The organism is Paenarthrobacter sp. A20 (genome assembly GCF_024168825.1).
In the GTDB taxonomy this organism is placed as follows: Bacteria; Actinomycetota; Actinomycetes; order Actinomycetales; family Micrococcaceae; genus Arthrobacter.
Genome location: NZ_JALJWH010000001.1, coordinates 514,330 through 536,407 on the forward strand (window position 1 = coordinate 514,330; position 22,078 = coordinate 536,407).

Sequence of the window (22,078 nt, forward strand, 5' to 3'; positions counted from 1 at the left end):
CCACGAGGATGCCCCGCCGATGGAATCGGTCAGGGTCCCTTAGAGTATTTTTCCAATTTATCTACCGCTGCCCGAATCAGGCAGCTTCTTTCCTGGAGGAAACCCCTTGGAGACCAGTACTCCTATGCCTGCCGTTGCGCGGAAGCGACGGCGCTTGTTTTCAGTCCTTGCCGCGTCTGTGGTGGCCGGTTTGCTTGCCACCTCGGCGCTGCCTGCACAAGCGGCTGTGCCGGCGATTGGGGTGCCTGCGCGCTTGGTCTCCATGGCACCACCGAGGCTCATAGGAGATCCGACGGTCGGCGGAGTGTTGAAAGCAGACGTCTCGTGGGCCAACCCGTCGGTATCGCCCGAAGGCGGAGCCCCCTCCTTCTCCTTTTACTGGACACGGGACGGCCAGGTAATTCCCGGCGCGACGAACCAGACGTACCGGGCCACGGCGGCGGACTATGGGCGAGCGGTCACAGCCTTCGCGACCGTAACGTATGATCCCGACTCTACGGTTACGCTCCAAGCCACGGAGACACTCCGCATTGCTGCAAAGCCTCGTGCGCGGGGATTCAACAGCGACAACACCATGGACATCTTCGCCCGCGACGCGGCCGGGAGGTTATTGCTCTACCCGACGGACGGCCGGGGGCACTGGCAGCCGGCCCAGATCATCGGAACCGGGTGGAACGTCTTCAACCACATCTTCTCTCCTGGTGATTTCGATGGGGACGGCACAGTGGATGTCATGGCACGCGATTCCCAAGGACGGCTGTTCCTCTATCAGGGAAACGGCAGCGGCGGATGGAAGCGAGCAATCCAAGTCGGCCAGGGCTGGCAGGAATTCAACGCAATAGTGGGAGTCGGCGACTTCAATGGCGACGCCACTAACGACGTATTGGTCAAGGACAAGTCAAACAACGTCTTGCTGTACCCCGGGAACGGCAGCGGCGGATGGCTGCAGCCATACACCGCGGGGTGGTCATGGGGGCTCTACGACGTGATCGTGGGAGTCGGGCATTTCGGTGGAACGAGCAAGTTGGAAGTCGCCGGACGAAACGCGTACGGCGGACTCCAAATATTCCAGACCCGTCGCGATGGATGGTTCATCAACTTCGCAGAAACCGTTGGCTGGGGTTGGGGTGCCCTCAGCACGATCGGCTCCGCAGGCGATTTCAACGGCGACGACAAGATCGACGTTTTCGGCATTGACCGCAGCGGCCAACTGACCATGTACTACGGCAATGGCGCGGATTACTGGGCCAGCGGACTGCCCGGTAGCTTCTGGACGGGCCAATCGACTGTCGGCTGGGGCTGGGGTGGCTTCACAGCCGTGTTCTAGGCCTAGTCAACGCTCTTGATCTTCACCACGAACACGGCACCCAGGAGCCCGATGACTGCGGCGGCTACGTAGAGCGACACGTAGCCACCCCAGTACGTGACAAACGGGAAGGCGATCAGTGGGGCCACTACCTGGGGCAGCGAGTTGGCGATGTTGATGACGCCCAGGTCCCGCCCGCGGTCCATTGCGGTGGGCAGGACCTGGGTGATGAGTGCGAAGTCAACGGCAAGGTAGGCGCCGAATCCGATGCCCAGTACCAGCGCACCGGCAAGTCCCCCGATCCATGTGGGGGCAAACGCGAGGATCAACGACGCCACTGCGATGATGACGGATGACGCTATGACCAGAGGCTTCCGCTTTCCCATCCTGTCGCTCAGCCGCCCACCGAGCACACTGGTGATGATCACCGTGACGGCATACAGGCCAGTGAGGATCAGGACACCGAACTCTGGCTCTATGCCCTCAGTTTCCTTCAGGTGCACGGCGTCGCTGAGGAAGAAGAGCAAATACAGCGTGACCATGTGGTTGCCCGTGCTTACCAGCAGCCGCGTCAGCCAGGCCCAGGCAAAGTCCGGATAGCGTTTGGGCGAAATCCAGAATCCCTGGAGGAATTTCGCCAGGTTGAATGCGGGACGCTCGCCAAGCGGCAGGGGCTGATCGTCGCTCTTGAAAAGATAGAGCACGACGCCAGCCAGCAGCGCTGCGGCACAGACCCAGTAACCCATGGCGAAGTTACCGGCAACGACGGCGGCGATCACCGCGCCGACCAGAATACCCACCGTCTGCCCCATGGCAGCCAGCCCGCCCACAGTTCCGCGTTGCGGCACGGGTACGCGGTCCGGAACAGCGGCAGTGATGGCGGAGTACATGGCGTTGGCTCCGGCCTGCACGAGGCACCACAGGACGGTCATCACGGCAACGTTGGGAGCACCTGCCAAGGCAACCAACGCAACAGCGCCCAGGATGGCACCCATCAGCACCCAGGGAACACGGCGGCCGAACCTGGAGGTCGTACGATCACTGAAGGCGCCGAACAAGGGATTAGCGACCATGGAAACGGCTGCACCACAGCCGGTCACCAAAGCCAGGATCGCTTCCTTCTGCCCTTCGTCGAAGTGAGCTGCCTGCTGTCCCAAGAGCACTTGGAGTGGACCAAAGAAGGCCGCGTTGATGCCCAGGTTGACCAGTACCACTCCGGTGACCCATAGCGGCCGAACGCGTTCTACCGGTTCGGCAAGGGCCGTAGCGGTTCCCCGCGTTACGGCAGGATCCGGCACCGGACCCGGCAGGTCGGACAGGCTCATGGCAGGTTCCCCCTCGTTTCAATGTTTGGATTCAGCCTAGCGCGGCGTAGAGACACTGGACCGCCGTCGCGTTCTTTATCCACATAGGCCGAAACAAGCGCTGCTATAGCCCATGCACGAGCGTTAGTGTGGCCTCAAAGCGACTGAGGGGAAGCACTATGAGCGAGCAAGTAAATACCGCCGATCTTTACGACGAACGTGGCGAGGAACTGGAATCCATAGCCGTCCAGTTTCAAAACCTGGGTGGGCGCACCCACTTCAGCGGGCCGGTCCGCACTATCCGGTGCTTTGAAGACAATGCACTGGTGAAAGCCGTCCTCGGCACTCCCGGCGAAGGGGCTGTTCTGGTCATTGACGGGCAGGCGTCGCTTCGGACTGCTCTCATGGGAGACATGATTGCCGAAAGCGCGGTGGCCAACGGCTGGTCGGGTGTGGTGATCAACGGAGCTATCCGGGACCGCGAGGCCATTGGCCGGCTGCCGCTGGGCGTCAAAGCCCTGGGTAGCAACCCCAAGAAGAGCGCCAAGACGGGCGTAGGTGAAGTGGACGTTCAGCTGGTGATCGATCGCGTCCGCATCCAACCCGGAGTGATGATCTACTGCGACCCGGACGGCATCCTGGTGGAGCGCTGACCCTTCCCTCGTGGACGACTTAGACGGAAAGTGGAAGAAATATTCTCCCTTCGGGAATCAACTGGGCCGTAAGATAGTTACTGAAAGCAACTATCCTGCTTAATCCACTTTTCTGCCACCTCTGGAGAAGATATGTCCAAAACCACGCCCGTTCGGGCCGCCGGTGAGGTCCTGACCCATCGTCAGACCCTCACCGTCATGGTGGGACTCATGCTCGGCATGTTCCTGTCCTCGCTGGACCAGACCATCGTGTCGACGTCCATCTACACCATCGCCAACGACCTCGATGGCCTCTCGCTCCAAGCCTGGGCCACCACCGCGTACCTCATTACCTCAACGGTCAGCACACCCCTGTACGGCAAGCTCAGCGATATCTTCGGACGACGCCCGCTGTACCTCGTGGCCATCGTAATCTTCCTGGCAGGCTCTTTGTACGCGGGATCGGTGCACTCCATGACCGAACTGGCCATCGCCCGCGGCATCCAGGGCCTCGGCGCAGGCGGCTTGTTGGCGTTGGCCCTCACCATCATCGGCGACATCGTCGCTTTGAAGGACAGGGCTAAGTACCAGGGCTACTTCATGTCCGTATTCGGCATCTCATCTGTCTTGGGGCCGGTCATTGGCGGCGCCTTCGCTGGTTCAGCCAACATTCTCGGCTTCGACGGCTGGCGCTGGGTCTTCTTCATCAACCTGCCTATCGGACTCGCGGCACTCGTCGTGGTCTTCATGTACTTGCACCTGCCAGCGCGGCACGTGAAGCAGAAGATCGACTACTGGGGCGCCGCCGCCATCACACTGGCCATTGTTCCGCTGCTGCTGGTCGCAGAACAGGGCCGTACGTGGGGTTGGGCCTCCGCCGGATCGTGGCTCTGCTATGGCCTCGGCATCATCGGCATCGTCGCATTCCTGCTCGCTGAGAAGCGCGCTGGAGACTACGCCCTGATCCCTCTGCGCCTCTTCAAGAACATGACGTTCGGGCTGTCATCGCTGCTGAACTTCATCATCGGCATCGGCATGTTCGGCGCCATCGCCATGCTGCCCATGTACCTGCAGCTAGTGAAGGGGCTGACTCCTACCGAGGCCGGCCTCATGATGATCACGTTTACCGTGGGCATCCTGTTCGGTTCCATCTCTGCCGGCCGCACCATTTCGTCGTCGGGCGTCTACAGAATCTTCCCGATCATGGGCACGGCTACCTTGGCAGCTGCGGCTACCGTCATGGGCCTTGTGCTTGGCGTCGACACCGGTCTGTGGGTTCCCGGCCTGATTGCCGTGTTCTTCGGCGTTGGTTTGGGCTTCTGCATGCAGCCCCTTACCCTTGCCATGCAGGTTTCGGTTCCTCCCAAGGACATGGGCGTTGGTACCTCCACAGCGGCGTTCTTCCGTTCCATGGGTGGTGCCGTGGGCACGGCAGTGTTCATCTCCATGCTGTTCAGCACTGCTGCCGATAAGATCGCCGACGGCATGAAGACAGCTGCGGCCAACCCGGACTACCAGGCCGTCATGCGGGATCCCGCAGTAGCCTCGGACCCCGCGAACGCCAAGCTGTTCGACTTCTTCAAGAACGGCGCCAATAACGAGTCCCTTAACGACACCAGTTGGCTCCACACAGCCAACAGCACGCTGACCAGGCCGATCACCGAGGGCTTTGCCCAGGCGATCGACATCGTCATGCTGACCGCAGCCGGGCTCATGATCATTGCGTTCCTGATCAGCTTCGCATTGCCGAATAAGAAGCTCACGGACCCGAAGGCTGCCGCCAAGGAATCGGTGTCCGCACACTAGGCAGCGACTCGCTCCAAGCACCATGAACAATAAAGGCAGGCAGTCCACGGACTGCCTGCCTTTATTGTGTGAGCCCGGCCAGTCCACTCTCGATAGTGCGTTCAACTAGTTGCGCCAAAGTTCCCTCTTTTCACGCACTTGGCCCCGCGGAGGGCCCGCTCAGCCAACTCACAGCGGCCGAACAGACTTCGATGCGTTAACAACGTGAATACATGTCACGTCGGTCACTTGACTGGAACTCGGCCGATATGACGTGCCACACTGTGTAGCGCGAGTGCACCGGCGTCCCCGTCGGAACAGCCGACGACGTCCCTGCACTCCGATCCCACACCACAATCCCCCAAGGGAGTCCCATGTCCAGTTCCAGCACCGAAGGCGCGCCCCAAGTCTCCCGGAAGGTGATCGGCCTGGCCGTTGCCGGCGCGGTGGGCGGCTTCCTCTTCGGCTTCGATTCTTCCGTGGTCAACGGCGCCGTGGACGCGATGGCCGACGAATTCGTCATGAGCGAGGCCTTGACCGGGTTCGCCGTCGCCGTCGCTTTGCTGGGTTGTGCCGCAGGCGCCTACCTGGCCGGCAAGGTGGCCGACCGCTATGGGCGCATTCCCGCCATGAAGATCGGCGCGCTTCTCTTCCTGGTGAGCGCTGTTGGAACGGGCCTCGCGTTCAGTGTTTGGGACCTCATCTTCTGGCGCCTCGTAGGCGGCCTCGGAATCGGGCTTGCCTCGGTAATCGCTCCGGCCTATATCTCCGAAATCTCCCCGCGGCACGTGCGCGGACGTCTGGCATCGCTCCAGCAATTGGCCATCACCACTGGTATCTTTGCAGCGCTGCTTTCCGACGCAGTGCTGGCCAATTCGGCCGGCGGCGCGGATGGCACCCTGTGGCTGGGCATCGAGGCGTGGCGCTGGATGTTCATCGCCTGCGCTGTTCCTGCAGCTGTGTACGGGTGGATCGCTTTCCGCCTGCCCGAGTCGCCGCACTTCCTGGTACTCAATGGCAAGGAAGACCAAGCCCGCACCATCTTCAACAAGCTGATCCCGGGCGACGACATTGAACGGCACATCCGTGAGATCCGCGAATCCATTCAGCAGGAGAAGCTCTCCACCAAAAAGGGCTCGCTGCGCGGCAACAGGTTCGGTCTCCTCCCCGTGGTGTGGATCGGCATCATCCTGTCCGTGCTGCAGCAATTCGTCGGCATTAACGTGATCTTCTACTACTCCACCACGTTGTGGAAGGCCGTCGGATTCCAGGAGAAGGACTCCCTGACGATCTCCGTCGCCACGTCGGTCACCAACATCCTGGTGACCCTCGTAGCCATCGCACTCGTTGACCGCATCGGCCGCCGACCCATCCTCCTGACCGGCTCCATCGGAATGGCCGTATCGCTTGGCGTCATGGCCTTGGCCTTCTCCTCAGCGACCGGCACCGGCTCGGAAATTTCGCTGCCCGGCGCATGGGGTCCTGTGGCCTTGGTTGCCGCGAACGTGTTCGTCATCAGCTTCGGCGCCTCATGGGGTCCCCTCGTGTGGGTGCTTCTGGGCGAGATCTTCCCGTCCCGCATCCGCGCCCGCGCCCTTGGACTGGCCGCCGCAGCACAGTGGATCGCCAATTTTGCGATCACTCTCAGCTTCCCCGTCATGGCGGCAGGCTCGCTGCCGCTTACGTACGCCATGTACGCAGCGTTCGCCGCGGCGTCGTTCTTCTTTGTGATGTTCAAGGTTCCTGAGACGAATGGCATGTCCCTCGAGCAGGCCGAAACACTGTTCGTCCCCAAGGGCGCACCCGTGGCGCCGCTGCCAGTCGCCTCAGACGAACCCAAGTAATTGCGCAACCCCAGGTAGTACACAACGAGCCCCGCGGATCTCCGCGGGGCTCGTTTGCTTAAGGCGCACCCCTTACACCAGGTGCGGCTCGTGCGACCTCAGGTAGCTGCGGCCTCCAAAAGCAATGAGGATCGCAATCACCATAGCCACTGCGCCAGCGAAGAACGGCACCTGCGGTCCGAAGTGCTCGCCAAGCTGGGCTGCAGCGAATGGTGCCAACGCACCGCCCATCCAGCGCACAAAGTTGTAGCCGGCCGAAGCGACGGGACGCGGAGAATCAGACACGCCCATGGCCAGTTCGGTGTAGACCGTGTTGTTGATCCCCAGCAGGGCACCGGCCACGATGACAAGGACGACGACGGCGGTCACCGAGTGCCCAGCGGCCAGTCCCAGCCCAATCATGTCGAGCATGAGGACGGCCAGGGTGCCGGTCAGGACCTTCACTGCACCGAAGCGCTTCTGCAGGACGGGAGCGACGAAGACCGAGAACACGGCAACAGCAACGCCCCAGCCGAAGAAGACTCCCCCGATCCCGTAGGCGTCCATGCCCAGGATGAACGGGGTGAAGGCGAGGATGGTGAAGAATCCGTAGTTGTAGAAGAGGGCACTGGCTGCGGTGGTCCGGAGTCCCTTGTGCCCGAGTGCCAGGAGCGGATCCCTGAGGCGGGATTTCCTGGCGGGAGCGGGTGTCTTTGGCAGCAGTGCCAGCAGGGCGATGAACGCTGCCGCCATCAGGACAGCGGTGCCGAAGAACGGTGCTCGCCACTGCCAGCCTCCCAGCAGGGCACCGAGCAGTGGGCCGAGCGAGATACCCAGACCGAGGGCGGCTTCATAGAGAATGATGGCCGTCCCGGTTCCACCACTGGCCACACCTACGATTACCGCAAGTGCCGTGGCCACGAACAGTGCATTGCCGAGTCCCCAACCGGCGCGGAACCCGACCAATTGTTCAACGCTGCCGGAAAGGCCGGACAACGATGCGAACACCACGATGATGGCCAGGCCGATCAGCAGCGTCTTCTTGCCACCGATTCTTGACGATACGAAGCCGCTGATCAACATGGCGATGGCCGTCACCAGGAAGTAGCTGGTGAACAGCAGCGACACCTCACTGGTGGATGCCTCAAGGTTCTTGGCAATCGCCGGAAGGATGGGATCCACCAGCCCGATGCCCATGAACGCGAAAACGGCCGCGAGGGCGGTGGCCCACACCGCCTTCGGCTGCTTGAGGAAGGAGGCCTTCTCAGCCTCCAGAGTGGTTTCGATGGTTGTTTCGGCGCTTGCTGAAGCGTCAGCCAACTGGCGTGACATTCAATGGCTCCTGTCGGTGCTGGTTTTCTGGTTGTGCTGGATTTTCTTAGTTCTGGAATGAGCTGTTGAGTTTGGCGATCACGGGCAATGCCGCGGCGAGCTGCTCGATTTCGTCGCTGGTGAGGTCCTGAAGGAGTTCGGCCACCATCGCGTTGCGCCGCTGGTTGGCAGAATCGACGGCGGACGTCCCCGCTTCGGTGATGACCACCTGGACTGCCCGGGAATCGTCGGGATCCTGCTGGCGGGTAACCAGGCCGGCTCGCTCAAGCTTGATGATTTGCTCAGTAGCGCTCGGGACTTTGATGCCCAGGTTCTTGGCGATGTCGCCCACGCGAAAGCCGTCGTCGGAGATCATGGACAGCAGGCTGAGCTGCGCGGCCGTAAGGTCACCTTCAGGATCAAGACGTCGGAACATGTACACGCCGAGACGCAGTGACTCGCGAAACTCCTGCGCGAGGTCAAGGAGCCGGGGATCAAAGGTGTTCATATTTAGGCAGCCTAATAGTTAGGGTACCTAATAGTCAAGCCTGGCCGGTGAAGTTGGTCTGCGTCTGTGGCCCGGTGGCGCCGGAGCTTTTGATGTGTAGGCGTGGCCGGTTGGTGTGCGAATTTCAAGGGTGTGCACATCCTCGGGCAACGACTGGGCCGCCCAACCAGGGCTTTCCTTGGTGTGGTTGCAGGCTTCGCAGAGTCCTGCACTGTTGGTCACAGTGGTGGTACCACCTGATTGCCACGGGACGATGTGGTCGATATGCCTAATGGGCGCGTCGCAGTAGGGCGTACGGCAAGTATCGTCCCGGACTTCGATGAAACGCCTCAATCTAGGCGGGAAGAGTCGCGCCTTGGAGTCCATGGTGATGAGCTCCCCGGTGGACGGTGCTGCGTAGAGGCGGCGAAGCCACACGGTGAACTCGGGATCCTTCGTTGGCAACGGACTACCGCCCGCCGCATACGGCCTCCTTTCACCAGGCTCGTCCAAGGCAGCCCCTCCGGCGCCAACCAAGGCTCTCGCCCATGCCGCCGGGACGATTCCGTAGCCCTTGAGACGAGCCGGCTCACTGTCCCCTTGGAACAGCGTGCGGTCCGTCATGATGACCTCAAGGTCGACACCACTGATTCCGCCGCGCCTGCCGGTAATGCGTTCGACAAGGGTGTCTGCCATAACCTGGCCCCTGTTCCGTGATTCACCAGCGGAACGTACAGAGTCTGCCTTCCGGGTGAGTGCGGCATACACGGCAACCCCTTGGGCGACAGGAAGCAGGGCGGTCAGGTATGTCATGGCGTCCGGCGCGGGGCGCAGGCTGACGTTCCGCTCCGTGGCAGCGTGACTGGCGCGCTGGGCAACGGTACGGGGATCGCGACGATAGGCGGCGGCTTTCGCTGCGGCGATGATGGCTTTGTCGCCGACACCATCGAAGGTGCCGGCGTCAGGTGCGAGTTCCTCGTCCACGGCGCGCCGATCCTCCAAGGAGAGGCAGGCCGTCTCTTTCACGAGCAAGGTGGCGCGCCATTCATTGAGCTGTCCAGATTCCAAGGCAGCCATGGTGCGCGGCATCTCCGTTACCAACGCCTTGGCCAGCCCGAGGAGACGCGAGCCGCGACTTGGTGATCCGCGACGCGCCAACGCGATCTCCGCGCCCGAACCCTGCCCTTGCTCAGAGGTGGGAATGCCAGCCGACGCTTGCTCGCTGCGACGCGTGAGGTCGAAGGCTACGGCCGCCCGGGCCTGGACGCTTGAGATAGCCGACTTCAGATCCTCTAAACCGCGCAGCTGATCAATCAACTCACCACAGGTCGACCCAAGGCAAAGGGCCCTCAGCAGCCCCATGAGAGCGGAGACACTGGGCGCGGAGCTGTCAGGCTGGGGCGCCATCAGCAGGGCATGTGAGTCCGAATCAATCGCTTGCCGCTCCCGAATCTTCTCCATGGCCCAACTCTTCCAGCGGGCCAACTGCCCCGTAAGGCTGGAATCTGCCTATGTGGAAAACGTAAGCCGAACTACCGTGGGCCCGGCTCAGAGCGTCAGCTTCATTCCCTCATGACTCGCGACGAAGCCGAGCCGTGAGTAGAAACGGTGCGCTGCCACACGGGATTTGTCGGTCGTCAGTTGCACCAGCGAGCAGCCCCGCTCGCGCGCCTGGTCGATAGCCCACTCGATCATCAGCGCCCCAACACCCTGGCCGCGCAGCACGTCCGACACCCGGACGGCCTCGATCTGCGCCCGCCAGGACCCCTTGCGGGACAACCCCGGAAGGTAGCTGAGCTGGAACGTGGCAACAACATCCCCGGCGAGTTCGCCGACCACCAGAAGGTGGGCCGGATCGGCGTCGATCGCGTCAAAAGCCCGCTCGTAGGGCGCCAGGTCGTCGACGCTCTCGCGGGTGGCACCCAACTGATCGTCCGCCAGCAAAGCGAGGATCCGAGGCAGGTCGCCCTTGCGGGCCCGCCTCAGGCTGAACGTGCCAGGTTCGACGGCGGCAGTCATCAGGGCGGGTGCGGTACCAGATTCCGTAGTCACCATCCCAGCATGCCATTGTGGCTGGAACTCAGTATTGCTAAGTACCGGTACTTAGTTCTACTATGTAGTGGTAGCTAGTAATACTGAGTAGTGAGGGAGGTGTCCGATGGGCAAGCAAATGACGGAGATGCTCAAAGGCACATTGGAGGGCATTGTCCTGGCCCTCCTGACCGGAAAGGCAGCGTATGGATACGAGATCACCACGCTGCTCCGGGAACAGGGCTTCACCGAGATCGCTGAGGGCACCGTGTATGCGCTGCTGGTCAGGATCGAGCAAAAGGGGCTGGTGGACGTTGAAAAGCGGCCATCCGAAAAAGGGCCGCCCCGCAAGGTGTACACGCTCAACACACAGGGCGAAAAGGAACTGAACGAATTCTGGAACACATGGAGCTTCCTGTCCGGACGGATTGAAGAGCTCCGCAAGGAAGGAAAATAACATGGCAGCAAAATGGATCGAGCTGGTCACCGGATCACTCGAGCAGAAGAAGCAGTACAAGCAGGCCAAAGCACGGCTGGACGCCCTGCCCGAGCCGTACCTCACCGTAGCGACCGCCTTCAACAGGTACTTGATGTACTACGGCGGCGTCACCGAGGGAGACACCATGGTGCAGATGTTCACGGACCTTGCCGACCTCTGGGAACGCGCAGCAATCGATGGCACGCCCGTAAGCGAAATCGTCGGCGAGGATCCCATCGAGTTCGCCGAGGCCTTTGCCCAGGCATACGGCGGCAAGCGCTGGATCGACAAGGAACGCGAGCGCCTCACCAAGGCAATCGACAAGGCAAAGGAGGCTGAATCATGACTGCAACGGCAATCCGGGTAGAGGGCATTGAGAAGTCGTATAAGGATCTCCACGTCCTGCGCGGGGTGGACTTCGAGGTAGCGTCAGGCAGCATTTTCGCCCTTCTCGGCTCCAACGGAGCGGGCAAGACCACCATGGTGAAGATCCTGTCCACGCTGCTCAAAGCGGATGGCGGTTCGGCCGCCGTCGAGGGTTTTGACGTGGCTGCGGAGCCGCTCCAGGTAAGGCAGTCCATCAGTCTCACGGGTCAGTTCGCCGCCGTGGACGAGGTCCTGTCCGGCAAGGAGAACCTGATCCTGGTGGCGAAGCTCCGTCACTTGAAGGGCCCCGGGCAGATCGCGGATGAGTTGCTGGCGCAGTTCAGCCTCACCGACGCCGGAGCCCGCAAGGTAGCGACGTACTCCGGCGGCATGCGGCGTCGCTTGGATATCGCCATGAGCCTGATCGGCAATCCGAAAGTGATCTTCCTGGACGAGCCGACCACCGGTCTGGACCCCGAGGCCCGCCTGGAAGTGTGGCAGATCGTCAAGAACCTCGCCCACCAAGGGACCACGGTACTGCTCACCACGCAGTACCTCGATGAGGCTGAGCAACTCGCAGACCGCATTGCCATCCTCCACGAGGGCCGCATCATCGCCAACGGCACCCTCGCGGAGCTCAAGCAGCTGCTGCCGCCGGCCAAGATCGAATACGTCGAGAAGCAGCCGAGCCTGGAGGACATCTTCCTGGCCCTGGTGGGAAGTGGCGGAAACGTCCCAACCGATAACAACGAGTCAGTAAAGGACAGGTCATGAACACCCATTTCTTCGCAGACACGTCCGTGCTGCTGGGCCGCTCCATGCGGCACATCTTCCGGAGCGTTGACACCATCATCACCACTGCGATCACCCCGATCGCCCTGATGTTGCTCTTCGTCTACGTATTCGGCGGAGCCATCAGGACCGACACCGAGAATTACGTGAACTACTTGCTCCCGGGCATCATGTTGATCGCGATCGCTTCCGGTATCGCTTACACGGCGGTCCGCTTGTTCACTGATATGCAGAGCGGCATCTTCGAGCGGTTCCAGTCCATGCCCATCGCACGTTCCTCGGTTCTCTGGGCGCACGTCCTGACCTCCTTGGTGGCCAACGGACTCTCACTGGTGATCATCGTGCTGGTGGCGCTCCTCATGGGATTCCGCACTTCGGCAAATGTTCTGGATTGGCTGGCCATCGCGGGAATCCTGGCACTCTTCACCTTGGCGCTTACGTGGATCGCCATTATCGCCGGCCTCTCCGCGAAGTCCGTGGACGGCGCCGGCGGGTTCTCCTACCCGCTGATCTTCCTGCCGTTCATCAGCTCGGCCTTCGTCCCGACGGAGACCATGCCTGGCCCGGTCCGCTGGTTCGCCGAGAACCAGCCGGTCACCTCCATCGTGAACACCATCCAGGATCTGTTCGCGCAGCGTCCGGTGGGCGGAGACATCTGGGTTGCCCTGGCTTGGTGCTTGGGGATCCTGGTCGTCTCCTACGGCTTCGCAACTGCTGCTTACAAACGCCAGATCGCGTAGTGCCCGCAGCCTGACTCAGCGCCAGAGAAGGCCTAAGCTCCCCCTCAACCAGGGCGGGAGCTTTCGCCATTCAGACGGATTCGCCATTTGTCAGACATTAGCTATAGCTTTATCGAACAGATTTGTAACGGCCGTCACTATTGTGGCGGGTCCTTCGAAGGGTTCTTGAACTAATGTCCGACCAGACAACACAGGGGCAGCTCCGCGCCTCCAGCAGGGACAGCGAGCCCCACCTGTCACGCTCGCTCAGCAACCGCCACATCCAGCTCCTGGCCATCGGCGGCGCCATCGGAACGGGCCTCTTCATGGGCTCCGGCAAAACCATCTCCGTTGCCGGTCCCTCGGTGATCTTCGTGTACATGATCATCGGCTTCATGCTCTTCTTCGTCATGCGGGCCATGGGTCAGTTGCTGCTGTCCAACCTGAACTACAAGTCCTTCAGCGACTTCGCGGGCGACCTACTCGGTCCCTGGGCCGGGTTCTTCACCGGCTGGACCTACTGGTTCTGCTGGGTAGTCACCGGTGTTGCGGACGTCATCGCGATTGCGGGCTACGCCAACGAACTCTGGCCGGGAATCCAACTCTGGATCCCGGGCCTCGCCACCATCATCATCTTGCTGCTCCTCAACCTCCCCACGGTCAAGGCCTTCGGCGAGACCGAATTCTGGTTCGCACTCATCAAGATCGTGGCCATCGTGGCGCTGATCGTCGTAGGCCTGGTCATGATCTTCACCGGCTTCCAGTCCAACGCAGGCACCGCGAGCTTCACCAACCTCTGGAGCCACGGCGGGTTCTTCCCCAAGGAATTCATGGGATTCGTGGCCGGCTTCCAGATCGCCGTCTTCGCCTTCGTCGGCATCGAGCTGGTAGGCACCGCCGCAGCCGAAACCAAGAACCCGGAGCACAACCTGCCCCGCGCCATCAACGCCATCCCCCTGCGCGTGATGCTCTTCTATGTAGGCGCGCTCATCATCCTCATGTCGGTCACCCCGTGGACCGAGTTCAAAGCCGGCCAGAGCCCGTTCATCGCCATGTTCTCCCTGGCCGGCCTGGGTATGGCAGCCACCGTGGTCAACCTCGTGGTGCTCACCTCGGCCATGTCATCGGCCAATTCCGGCATCTACTCGACCTCCCGCATGGTCTACGGCTTGGCCAACGACGGCGACGCGCCCAAGCTCTTCGGCCGGCTCTCCAGCCGAAAAGTACCCCAGAACGCACTGTTCCTGTCCTGCGTTCTGCTGCTGGCCGGCGTCGCGCTTCTCTACGCGGGCAAGGACGTTGGCGTCGCCTTCGATATGGTGACCACCGTGTCCGCGGTCTGTTTCATGTTCGTGTGGTCGATCATCCTGGCCAGCTACCTCGTGTACCGCAAGCGCCGGCCCGAGCAGCACGCGGCCTCGCCATTCAAGATGCCCGGCGGCATCCCGATGGTATGGGTGGTCTTCGCGTTCTTCGCGTTCCTGGTCTGGGCGCTGACCACGCAGCCTGACACGCTCACTGCCCTTCTGGTGACGCCCATCTGGTTCGCGATCCTCGGCGTCGCCTATGCCGTGGTCCGCAAGACACCCCTCCACCAGGCCCGCGTGGCCGAGTGGAAGGCGATGTCCGAGGCGGAAACCGCAGCCGCGCGCTGACTCTTAAAGCGCGCTAACGCCCAAAACAAGTGAAGCCCGACGTCGGAACCCAGCTTGGGTGCCGACGTCGGGCTTTCTTTGTACAACTGAAAGCGTCAGGCGAAGTACACGCCGATGCGGTTGCCGTCGATTTCCTCGATGCGGATGTCGATGTCGTAGACGTCGTGCAGCATCCCGGCGCGCATGATCTCCGAAGGCGTGCCCTGATGGATGAGCCGGCCGTCCTTCATGGCCAGGATGGTATCCGAGTAGCAGGACGCAAAGTTGATGTCGTGGACCACCAGGACAATGGTCTTCCCGAGCTCGTCCGCCAGCCGGCGCAGCAACCGCATCATCTCCACGGAGTGCTTCATGTCCAGGTTGTTCAGCGGTTCATCAAGCAGCAGGTATTCGGTGTCCTGAGCCAGAACCATCGCGATGTACGCGCGCTGACGCTGACCGCCGGAGAGCTCGTCCACGAATTTGTCGGCCATGGACGTGAGGTCCAGCTGTCGGATGGCCTCGTCCACGTGTTCAAGGTCCTCCACCGTGGGCCTGCCGCCGCTGTGCGGGAAGCGGCCAAAAGCCACGAGGTCGCGGACCGTGAGCCGCATGGTCAGGTGGTTTTCCTGCCGCAGGATGGCCATGGTCCTGGCCAGTTCCTTGCTGGGCGTCGCTGTGACATCCAAGCCAGCCACCGACACTCCCCCGGCGTCCATGGGCTGGAGACGACTGATCAACGAGAGCAGCGTGGACTTGCCCGCACCGTTGGGGCCGATGATGGACGTGATGCCGCCGCGAGGGATCTCGCAGCTCACGTCGTCCAGCACAGTGGTGCCGCCGTAGCGCTTGGTCACGTTCCGGACGGTAATCATGGGCAGACCCCAGTCATTTCAGTGAGCCTTTCAGCAAGAGGTAAAGGAAGAGGATGCCGCCAGTGAACTCGATGATGACGCTCAGCGCCGTGGCGAAACCGAAGACGCGCTCCAACAGCAATTGGCCACCCACCAACGCAATGGCACCGATCAGCACCACGATCGGCAGCAGCCAGGCGTGCCGGAAACCGCGGCAGAGCTGGTAGCCGAGGCTGACCACCAGGAGCCCGAAGAACGTCACCGGCCCCACCAAGGCGGTGGAAATTGCCACCAGCAGCGAGCACGCGAGCAGCACCCGCATCACCACGCGCTTGTGGTCGACGCCTACGTTGATGGCCACTTCCCGGCCCAGCGCCAGCACATCCAGGGTGTGCCGCATCCGCCACACCCCAACGCACACCAGAGCGATCAGCACCGCGGAAACACCCAGCAGGCCGGGATCCACATTGTTGAAGCTGGCAAAGAACAGGTCCTGCAGGATGATGAATTCGCTGGGTTCCATCAGCCGCTGCAAGAGCGAGGAAAAGCCACGGAACAGTGTCCCCAGGACGATCCCCACCAACAGCAACAGGTGCAGGGATCGCGTGGCGCCGGTGAACATCCACCGGTACAGGAAGGCGCTGAAGCCCACCATCAGGAGGATCTCGAGCCCAAATTTCAGCGTTGACGGAGCCGTCGCCAACGTCGCGGCACCCGCCACGAACGCCAGCGCGGTCTGCACCAGGATGTACAGCGAATCGAACCCCATGATGGACGGCGTCAGGATCCGGTTGGCCGTCACGGTCTGGAACAGCAGCGTGGAAACCCCCACCGCGACAGCCACCAGCAGCATCGCGGACACCTTGATGGCCCGGCGGGGCAGGATGTAGGCAATGTTGCCTTTGAGGTCGATGGTCAGGAAAACGGCAACGAGCACGACGGCGGCAATCGCCAGGATGCCGATCACCAGTCCCGGCGGGGTGCTGCGGATGGCCTCACGCCAGCGGGTGCGGGCGGAAAGGCGGGGTGCGGTCAGGAGCGCTTCAGGCATTGCGTTTCCTCAGGAGCAGGAAGAGGAACAGGATGGCGCCCAGCACGGACATGACCATGCCGACGGGCACTTCATAGGGGAACCGGATGGTCCGGCCGATGATGTCGCAGACCAGCACGAACGCGGCTCCGAACAAGGCGGTCCACGGAACGGCCCGGCGGAGGTTGTCTCCGAACAGCAGGGACACGATATTCGGCACCACGAGCCCCAGGAAGGGAACGGCGCCAACCGTCGTGACGACAACGGCGGAGATCAACGAAACGATCATCAGCCCCAGCCGCATGGTGCGCGCGTAGTTCAGGCCGAGGTTGGTGGTGAAGTCCTGGCCCATGCCGGCCACAGTGAAGCGGTCGGCGGCAAAGAGGCCCAGCAACACCAGCACGGCCACGATCCACAGCAGTTCGTACCGTCCGCGGAGCACGCCGGAGAAGTCGCCGATCATCCAGTTGCTCAGGGTCTGGAGAAGATCGAAGCGGTAGGCGAAGAACGTGGTGACTGCAGCAATGATGCCGCCCAGCATGATGCCTACCAGCGGAATAAGCAGGGTGTTGCGGGCGGGGAGCCTGCGGAGAATGGCCAGGAAGAGCGCGGTGCCGAGTACGGCGAACACAGAAGCCACGATCATTTTGGTGAGGATCGGTGAGTCAGGGGCAAGAACCGTGACTACCAGGATTCCGAGCGTCGCTGATTCAACTGTGCCCACGGTGGAGGGCTCCACGAACCGGTTCCGGGCCATGAGCTGCATGATCAACCCGGCAACGGCGACGGCCATCCCGGCCAGCACCACAGCAACGGTGCGCGGCACCCGCGACACCCAGAAGATTTCCCAGGCTCCGGCGTCGTTCGCCATCAAAGCAGACAGGGAAACATCACTGACACCCACGAAGATGCTGCCCACGGCGATCACCAGCACAACGACAGCCGCCGCAACCAGTCGGGCGGTCTCGCCAGTCCGGTTGCGGCGTGCTGGTGCCGCGGGGCGCACGGCTGTAGTTGTCACGTCAGAACTTCAGGTAATGCGGGATATCAGGCGACGGAATCGGCCACTGCGGTGACCATGGCCTGGACGTTGTTCAGGCCATAGCCCACGAGGTACCAGCCGGCGGGATCCAGGTTGACGATCTTGTTGTTCTTGGCTGCGTTGGTGGACTTCACCAGCTCGTTGTCCAGGATGGGGTTGGCTGTGGAGCCTGCGGTGCCGATCGCGGTGTCGCGGTTGATGACGTAGAGGATGTCCGGGTTGGTTTCCTTGATGTATTCAAAGGAAACGGCCTCGCCGTGGGAACCCTCGGCTTTGACGTCGGCAGCGGTGGGAACGCCCAGGACGTCGTGGATGATGCCGAAGCGGGAACCCGCACCGTACGCGGTGACTTCACCGCCTGAGGTGAGGACGATCAGGCCCTGGCCAGCCGTGGCGGCCTTGGTCTTGGTGTCCGCGACGGTCTTGTCCACCTCTGCGAGCTTGGAAGCGACTTCGTCTTCCTTCTTGAAGATCTTGCCGAGCTTCTCGGTCTGGGCCTTGAAGCTTTCCATGGGCTTGGCCGCATCAACGGAGAGGTCGATGGTGGGGGCAATCTTGCTCAGTTCCTCGTAGGCGCCGGCAGTGCGGCCGGAGACGATGATGAGGTCCGGAGCTGCGGAGCTGACGGCTTCGAAGTCCGGTTCCTTGAGCGAGCCGACCTTGGCGTACTTGGCCTCGGAGAACTTTTTGAGGGCCTCCGGGTAACTGGCCTCGGGAACACCGGTGGGCTCGACGCCGAGTGCGTTCATGGTGTCCAGGACGCCGAGGTCGAACGTGACAACCTTCGCGGGGTTCACGGGAACGTTGGAGGTAGAGCCCTGGGCGTGCTCGATGGTGATGGTACTGGCCTCTTCCGGCTGCGAGGACGCCGTCGCGCCGCCTCCACACGCCGTGACGGTCAGCAAGGCAGCGCCTGCAGCCAGTGCCCCAATGTAGCTCGACAGCCTCTTTTTCACGCCAGTACTCCACTCACTAATAAGTCATAGATGTGTTGCCTAATTGTTTTTGACTCTATTAGTAAGGTGAGGCTAACTTCAAAACCGAAAGGCCCTCCAATGGGCAAAAGTGAGCAAACTCACTGGTTTTTCTCCTGCCGGAGACCAAAACCCTCCCCACCCCTGTCCACGCCCTGCTGCAACTCGACGCGAAAAGGCCCGACGTCGGCGCTCGGGTGAGTGCCGACGTCGGGCCTGTCTGGAGACAGTGAGAGACCGTCCGCCTGATCGAGCCGTTCCGTGAGAGAAGGTCAGCCTGAAGGGGGCAGAAGGTGAGAGAGGGTCAGGCCTCGGCCTTGCGGTCCTCCACGAGCTTTTGCAACGCCGGGAACAGCGGGTGCGCAGGCGTCAGTTCCGTGATGCGTTCGACGGCGGCAGCCGCGTCCAACTCCGACAGCATCCTTGCGAGCTCCACGGCTTCGTCATCGGCACCGTCGTCGAAACGAAGGGCTGCAGACATGGCCTCAAGCAGCGCTACCGGAGTGACGCCACGCTCGGCGAGCTCAGCCGCGGGGCCAACGAAGCGCTCGTGCCGGCCGAGCTTCCGCAAGGGCGCGCGGCCCACGCGGTTCACGGTGTCCGGCAGGTGCGGGTTGGTGAAGCGTGACAGGATCTTCTGCACATACGCTTCCTGTTCCGCCTCCACGAACCCGTGCTTGGCCACCAGAAGTTCCTTCGTTTCCTCCAGCACAGCCCGGACCTTCGCAGCCACGGACGGATCGGCCATGGCGTCGGAGATCTTCTCAAGACCGGCCTGGTAACCGAAGTATGCCGCCGAAGCATGGCCCGTGTTCACCGTGAACAGCTTGCGCTCGATGTACGGGCCCAGCTCATCCACGAAGGTAGCCCCGGGAATGCTCGGCGCATTGTCGCCAAAAGGCGTGCGATCGATGACCCACTCATAGAAGGTCTCCACCGTGACGTCCAGGCCCTGGCCCGGCGCCTGGTTGGGGACAATGCGGTCCACTGCGGTGTTGGCAAAAACAGCGACGGCGTCCAGGTCGCCTGCCGAATCGTCCCACGCCGCACGGATCTCCGTGTGAAGGAGGTCCGTGGCGTTGATGGCGTTCTCGCATGCCATGACCTGAAGAGGTGGCAGATCCACCGGTCGGGCAGCCAGCCCGCGGGCAATCACGGGCGCCACGAACTTCAGGATGTGCGGCCCCACGGCAGTGGTGACCACGTCCGCCGTCGAGATTTCCTCAACAACAGCAGCTTCCTGCGAACCCGAGTTGAAGGCACGGAAACCGGTGACTGTCTTGACCGCCGGGTTCTCGCCTACCTCGTGGACGTCGTAGCTGCTGGCCGAGGCGAGCTGGGTGATCAGCGCGTCCGCTACGTCCGCGAACACCACCTCATAGCCGGCTTCGTGGAGCAGCAGCCCCACGAAGCCCCGCCCGATGTTGCCTGCCCCAAAATGGACTGCCTTCACTATGCGTTGACCTTTCCGAACAGCTCCAGGACTTCGTCAACCGTGGTGGCTTCTTCCAGTTGGGCAACCTGCGCCTTGTTGGTGAAGATCTTGGCGATCGACGAGAGGATGTGGAGGTGTTCGTTGTTGATGCCGGCCACACCGACGACGAACTTCACTTGCTTGCCGCCCCAGTCGATGCCCTCGGGGTAGCGGATGATGGACACTGCCGAGTGGTTGATGTGTTCCTTGGCATCGTTGGTGCCGTGCGGGATCGCCAGGAAGCTGCCCATGTAGGTGGACACGGATTCCTCGCGCTCGTGCATGGCGTGAACGTAGCTGACATCAACGGCACCGCGGTCCAGCAGGAGTTTGCCGGCTTCGTCGATGGACGCATCACGGTCAGTGGCCGTGCCATTAAGGACCACGCTTTCGCGGAGCAGGACACCCTTACCCTCGACGGCGGCGGCCGGCTCGGCGGCATGTGCACCGTGGGTGGCGGCTGCTGTTGTGGCAGCTGCGGCGGGCTGGGCGTCTCCGGCGGGGGCCGCCGTCGCGCCTTCTTCGCTGTTGCTGCTCCGTACCAGTTCAACGATTTCGTCGTACCGCGGGCTGTTCATGAAGTTATCCACCGAGTAGTGCACGGCACTGGAGGTGCGTGGCTGGGCACGTTCGGTGAGGTCCTCGTGGGTGACGACAACGTCGTAGGTGTCGTTCAAGTTGGCGATGGCGGAGTTGGTGACCTTGACGTCCGGGAAGCCGGCCGCCTTGATCTTGTTGCGCAGCACCGAGGCACCCATGGCACTGGAGCCCATGCCGGCGTCGCAGGCGAACACGATGTTCTGGACCGGCCGGGTCAGGACGGTTCCGCCCTGGTCACCGGCGCGATCGCCGACGAGTGCCGAAGAGACGGAGCTCTTCTTGCCCTTCATGGCTTCCATGCGCGAGGTGGCCTCGGTGAGGTCGTCCTCGCCCTTGTTCTTGGAGGTGCGCAGGATCAACGACGCAATGAGGAAGGAGACGGCGGTCGCCAGGATCACTGCGAGGATCACGCCAACGTAGCTGTCTCGCGACGTCTGGGCGATCACGGCAATGATGGAACCAGGCGCTGCAGGAGCAACCAAACCCGAGTTGGTGATGGCCAATGTTGCGATGCCCGTCATGCCGCCGCCGATAGCCGCGAGGATCAGGATGGGCTTCATCAGGACATATGGGAAGTAGATCTCGTGGATACCGCCGAGGAAGTGGATGATCGCCGCACCGGGAGCCGACGCCTTGGCGGCACCACGGCCGAAGAACATGTAGGCCAGGAGGATGCCGAGGCCCGGGCCGGGGTTGGCTTCCAGGAGGAACAGGATGGACTTGCCCTGTTCCAGCGACTGCTGGATGCCCAAGGGGGTCAGCACGCCGTGGTTGATGGCGTTGTTGAGGAAGAGGACCTTGGCGGGCTCGATGAAGATGCTGGTCAGCGGCAGCAGGCCGTTGTTGACCAGGAACTGGACGACGTTTCCGGCGCCGGTACTGAAGGCCGAAACCAACGGGGAAATGCCGTAGAAGCCAAGCATGGCCAACAGGGCGCCCCAGATGCCGGCGGAGAAGTTATTCACCAGCATCTCGAAGCCGGGGCGGATCTTGCCGTCCCACAGGCGGTCAAGCTGCTTCATGGTCCAGCCACCCAGCGGGCCCATGATCATGGCGCCAATGAACATCGGGATGCCCGCGCCGACGATCACGCCCATGGTGCCGATGGCTCCCACCACGCCACCACGGACGTCATGGACCATCTTGCCGCCGGTGTAGCCGATCAGCAGCGGGAGCAGGTAGGTGATCATCGGGCCAACAAGGCCTATGTTGGGAACCCCCTCGGCATTGGTGCCGAAACCACCGAGCGCGGGAACTGGAATCCAGCCCTTCTCGATGAACAGCGCCGTAATCAGACCCCAGGCGATGAAGGCGCCAATGTTGGGCATGATCATGCCGGAGAGGAATGTTCCGAACTTCTGGACACCAACGCGCACGCTGGTGCGGGGCTTCGCAACTGTCTCTGTTGCCATGTGAATTCCTAACGTGTGTCCCGC

Annotated in this window: 20 protein-coding genes; 9 read left to right on the top strand and 11 right to left on the bottom strand. The window is 62.2% G+C overall.

The window, feature by feature from the left end; genetic code table 11:
- Window positions 1-106: 106 nt before the first annotated feature.
- Window positions 107-1,327, top strand: a complete 1,221-nt coding sequence (locus J3D46_RS02420) for an FG-GAP-like repeat-containing protein (RefSeq protein ID WP_253464888.1) — start codon at window positions 107-109, stop codon at window positions 1,325-1,327.
- Between the two features lie 2 nt (window positions 1,328-1,329).
- On the opposite strand, the gene J3D46_RS02425 is transcribed toward J3D46_RS02420, so the two are convergent.
- On the bottom strand, window positions 1,330-2,631 hold the full coding sequence (locus tag J3D46_RS02425) for an MFS transporter (protein ID WP_231340243.1): 1,302 nt from the start codon (window positions 2,629-2,631) through the stop codon (window positions 1,330-1,332).
- A gap of 158 nt (window positions 2,632-2,789) precedes the next feature.
- On the opposite strand from J3D46_RS02425, the gene rraA reads away from it, so the two are divergent.
- The 3 genes from rraA (at window position 2,790) to J3D46_RS02440 (ending at window position 6,871) form a co-directional block, all read left to right on the top strand.
- Window positions 2,790-3,263 carry a ribonuclease E activity regulator RraA gene (rraA, locus tag J3D46_RS02430; RefSeq protein WP_253464891.1) on the top strand — a complete coding sequence of 158 codons (474 nt, stop codon included), beginning with the start codon at window positions 2,790-2,792 and terminating at the stop codon, window positions 3,261-3,263.
- Between the two features lie 132 nt (window positions 3,264-3,395).
- Window positions 3,396-5,048, top strand: a complete 1,653-nt coding sequence (locus tag J3D46_RS02435; protein WP_231340241.1) for an MDR family MFS transporter — start codon at window positions 3,396-3,398, stop codon at window positions 5,046-5,048.
- Between the two features lie 353 nt (window positions 5,049-5,401).
- On the top strand, window positions 5,402-6,871 hold the full coding sequence (locus J3D46_RS02440) for a sugar porter family MFS transporter (protein WP_253464894.1): 1,470 nt from the start codon (window positions 5,402-5,404) through the stop codon (window positions 6,869-6,871).
- 72 nt (window positions 6,872-6,943) lie between these two features.
- Here the strand turns inward: J3D46_RS02440 and J3D46_RS02445 are convergent, their stop codons facing one another.
- From J3D46_RS02445 to J3D46_RS02460, 4 genes are all read right to left on the bottom strand, one after another.
- Window positions 6,944-8,182, bottom strand: a complete 1,239-nt coding sequence (locus tag J3D46_RS02445) for an MFS transporter (RefSeq protein ID WP_231340239.1) — start codon at window positions 8,180-8,182, stop codon at window positions 6,944-6,946.
- A 46-nt stretch (window positions 8,183-8,228) separates the two neighbouring features.
- Complete coding sequence (locus J3D46_RS02450) at window positions 8,229-8,669, bottom strand: MarR family winged helix-turn-helix transcriptional regulator (RefSeq protein ID WP_231340238.1); 441 nt, start codon at window positions 8,667-8,669, stop codon at window positions 8,229-8,231.
- 27 nt (window positions 8,670-8,696) lie between these two features.
- The gene (locus tag J3D46_RS02455) at window positions 8,697-10,109 is read right to left on the bottom strand and encodes an HNH endonuclease (protein ID WP_374110760.1); all 1,413 of its coding nucleotides are present in this window, start codon (window positions 10,107-10,109) and stop codon (window positions 8,697-8,699) included.
- Window positions 10,110-10,196: 87 nt separating this feature from the next.
- Window positions 10,197-10,703: a GNAT family N-acetyltransferase gene (locus J3D46_RS02460; protein WP_231340237.1), complete on the bottom strand. Its 507-nt coding sequence runs from the start codon at window positions 10,701-10,703 to the stop codon at window positions 10,197-10,199.
- Between the two features lie 103 nt (window positions 10,704-10,806).
- On the opposite strand from J3D46_RS02460, the gene J3D46_RS02465 reads away from it, so the two are divergent.
- From J3D46_RS02465 to cycA, 5 genes are all read left to right on the top strand, one after another.
- Window positions 10,807-11,136, top strand: coding sequence for a PadR family transcriptional regulator (locus J3D46_RS02465; RefSeq protein ID WP_141283837.1), 330 nt, complete (start codon window positions 10,807-10,809; stop codon window positions 11,134-11,136).
- A gap of 1 nt (window position 11,137) precedes the next feature.
- The gene (locus J3D46_RS02470; protein WP_231340236.1) at window positions 11,138-11,503 is read left to right on the top strand and encodes a DUF1048 domain-containing protein; all 366 of its coding nucleotides are present in this window, start codon (window positions 11,138-11,140) and stop codon (window positions 11,501-11,503) included.
- The gene (locus tag J3D46_RS02475) at window positions 11,500-12,297 is read left to right on the top strand and encodes an ABC transporter ATP-binding protein (protein WP_253464896.1); all 798 of its coding nucleotides are present in this window, start codon (window positions 11,500-11,502) and stop codon (window positions 12,295-12,297) included. The genes J3D46_RS02470 and J3D46_RS02475 overlap by 4 nt, the downstream gene beginning before the upstream one ends.
- Window positions 12,294-13,055, top strand: coding sequence for an ABC transporter permease (locus J3D46_RS02480; protein ID WP_253464898.1), 762 nt, complete (start codon window positions 12,294-12,296; stop codon window positions 13,053-13,055). The genes J3D46_RS02475 and J3D46_RS02480 overlap by 4 nt, the downstream gene beginning before the upstream one ends.
- 173 nt (window positions 13,056-13,228) lie before the next feature.
- On the top strand, window positions 13,229-14,689 hold the full coding sequence (gene cycA, locus J3D46_RS02485; protein WP_253464902.1) for a D-serine/D-alanine/glycine transporter: 1,461 nt from the start codon (window positions 13,229-13,231) through the stop codon (window positions 14,687-14,689).
- 95 nt (window positions 14,690-14,784) lie between these two features.
- Here the strand turns inward: cycA and J3D46_RS02490 are convergent, their stop codons facing one another.
- The 6 genes from J3D46_RS02490 to J3D46_RS02515 form a co-directional block, all read right to left on the bottom strand.
- Entirely contained in the window at window positions 14,785-15,543 is a 759-nt protein-coding gene (locus tag J3D46_RS02490; protein WP_231340233.1) for an ABC transporter ATP-binding protein, read from the bottom strand.
- Between the two features lie 13 nt (window positions 15,544-15,556).
- Window positions 15,557-16,573 (bottom strand): iron chelate uptake ABC transporter family permease subunit, encoded by a 1,017-nt coding sequence (locus J3D46_RS02495; RefSeq protein WP_253464905.1) that lies wholly within the window; start codon window positions 16,571-16,573, stop codon window positions 15,557-15,559.
- Window positions 16,566-17,573 (bottom strand): ABC transporter permease, encoded by a 1,008-nt coding sequence (locus tag J3D46_RS02500; protein WP_253464908.1) that lies wholly within the window; start codon window positions 17,571-17,573, stop codon window positions 16,566-16,568. The genes J3D46_RS02495 and J3D46_RS02500 overlap by 8 nt, the downstream gene beginning before the upstream one ends.
- 26 nt (window positions 17,574-17,599) lie before the next feature.
- A complete protein-coding gene (locus J3D46_RS02505) occupies window positions 17,600-18,550 on the bottom strand; it encodes a siderophore ABC transporter substrate-binding protein (protein WP_253464911.1) in 951 nt (316 codons plus the stop codon).
- A 322-nt stretch (window positions 18,551-18,872) separates the two neighbouring features.
- A complete protein-coding gene (locus J3D46_RS02510; protein ID WP_253464914.1) occupies window positions 18,873-20,021 on the bottom strand; it encodes a mannitol-1-phosphate 5-dehydrogenase in 1,149 nt (382 codons plus the stop codon).
- The gene (locus J3D46_RS02515; protein ID WP_253464917.1) at window positions 20,021-22,054 is read right to left on the bottom strand and encodes a PTS mannitol transporter subunit IICBA; all 2,034 of its coding nucleotides are present in this window, start codon (window positions 22,052-22,054) and stop codon (window positions 20,021-20,023) included. The genes J3D46_RS02510 and J3D46_RS02515 overlap by 1 nt, the downstream gene beginning before the upstream one ends.
- Window positions 22,055-22,078 lie beyond the last annotated feature (24 nt).

What these genes read in the sequence shown, in the direction of transcription:
- J3D46_RS02435 (WP_231340241.1), top strand. Translation starts at nt 3,396, where the DNA reads ATGTCCAAAACCACGCCCGTTCGGGCCGCCGGTGAGGTCCTGACCCAT.
- J3D46_RS02465 (WP_141283837.1), top strand. Translation starts at nt 10,807, where the DNA reads ATGGGCAAGCAAATGACGGAGATGCTCAAAGGCACATTGGAGGGCATT.
- J3D46_RS02425 (WP_231340243.1), bottom strand. Translation starts at nt 2,631, where the DNA reads ATGAGCCTGTCCGACCTGCCGGGTCCGGTGCCGGATCCTGCCGTAACG.
- J3D46_RS02440 (WP_253464894.1), top strand. Translation starts at nt 5,402, where the DNA reads ATGTCCAGTTCCAGCACCGAAGGCGCGCCCCAAGTCTCCCGGAAGGTG.
- J3D46_RS02515 (WP_253464917.1), bottom strand. Translation starts at nt 22,054, where the DNA reads ATGGCAACAGAGACAGTTGCGAAGCCCCGCACCAGCGTGCGCGTTGGT.
- J3D46_RS02495 (WP_253464905.1), bottom strand. Translation starts at nt 16,573, where the DNA reads ATGCCTGAAGCGCTCCTGACCGCACCCCGCCTTTCCGCCCGCACCCGC.
- J3D46_RS02455 (WP_374110760.1), bottom strand. Translation starts at nt 10,109, where the DNA reads ATGGAGAAGATTCGGGAGCGGCAAGCGATTGATTCGGACTCACATGCC.
- J3D46_RS02480 (WP_253464898.1), top strand. Translation starts at nt 12,294, where the DNA reads ATGAACACCCATTTCTTCGCAGACACGTCCGTGCTGCTGGGCCGCTCC.
- J3D46_RS02450 (WP_231340238.1), bottom strand. Translation starts at nt 8,669, where the DNA reads ATGAACACCTTTGATCCCCGGCTCCTTGACCTCGCGCAGGAGTTTCGC.
- J3D46_RS02460 (WP_231340237.1), bottom strand. Translation starts at nt 10,703, where the DNA reads ATGGTGACTACGGAATCTGGTACCGCACCCGCCCTGATGACTGCCGCC.
- J3D46_RS02490 (WP_231340233.1), bottom strand. Translation starts at nt 15,543, where the DNA reads ATGATTACCGTCCGGAACGTGACCAAGCGCTACGGCGGCACCACTGTG.
- rraA (WP_253464891.1), top strand. Translation starts at nt 2,790, where the DNA reads ATGAGCGAGCAAGTAAATACCGCCGATCTTTACGACGAACGTGGCGAG.
- J3D46_RS02445 (WP_231340239.1), bottom strand. Translation starts at nt 8,182, where the DNA reads ATGTCACGCCAGTTGGCTGACGCTTCAGCAAGCGCCGAAACAACCATC.
- J3D46_RS02470 (WP_231340236.1), top strand. Translation starts at nt 11,138, where the DNA reads ATGGCAGCAAAATGGATCGAGCTGGTCACCGGATCACTCGAGCAGAAG.
- J3D46_RS02475 (WP_253464896.1), top strand. Translation starts at nt 11,500, where the DNA reads ATGACTGCAACGGCAATCCGGGTAGAGGGCATTGAGAAGTCGTATAAG.
- cycA (WP_253464902.1), top strand. Translation starts at nt 13,229, where the DNA reads ATGTCCGACCAGACAACACAGGGGCAGCTCCGCGCCTCCAGCAGGGAC.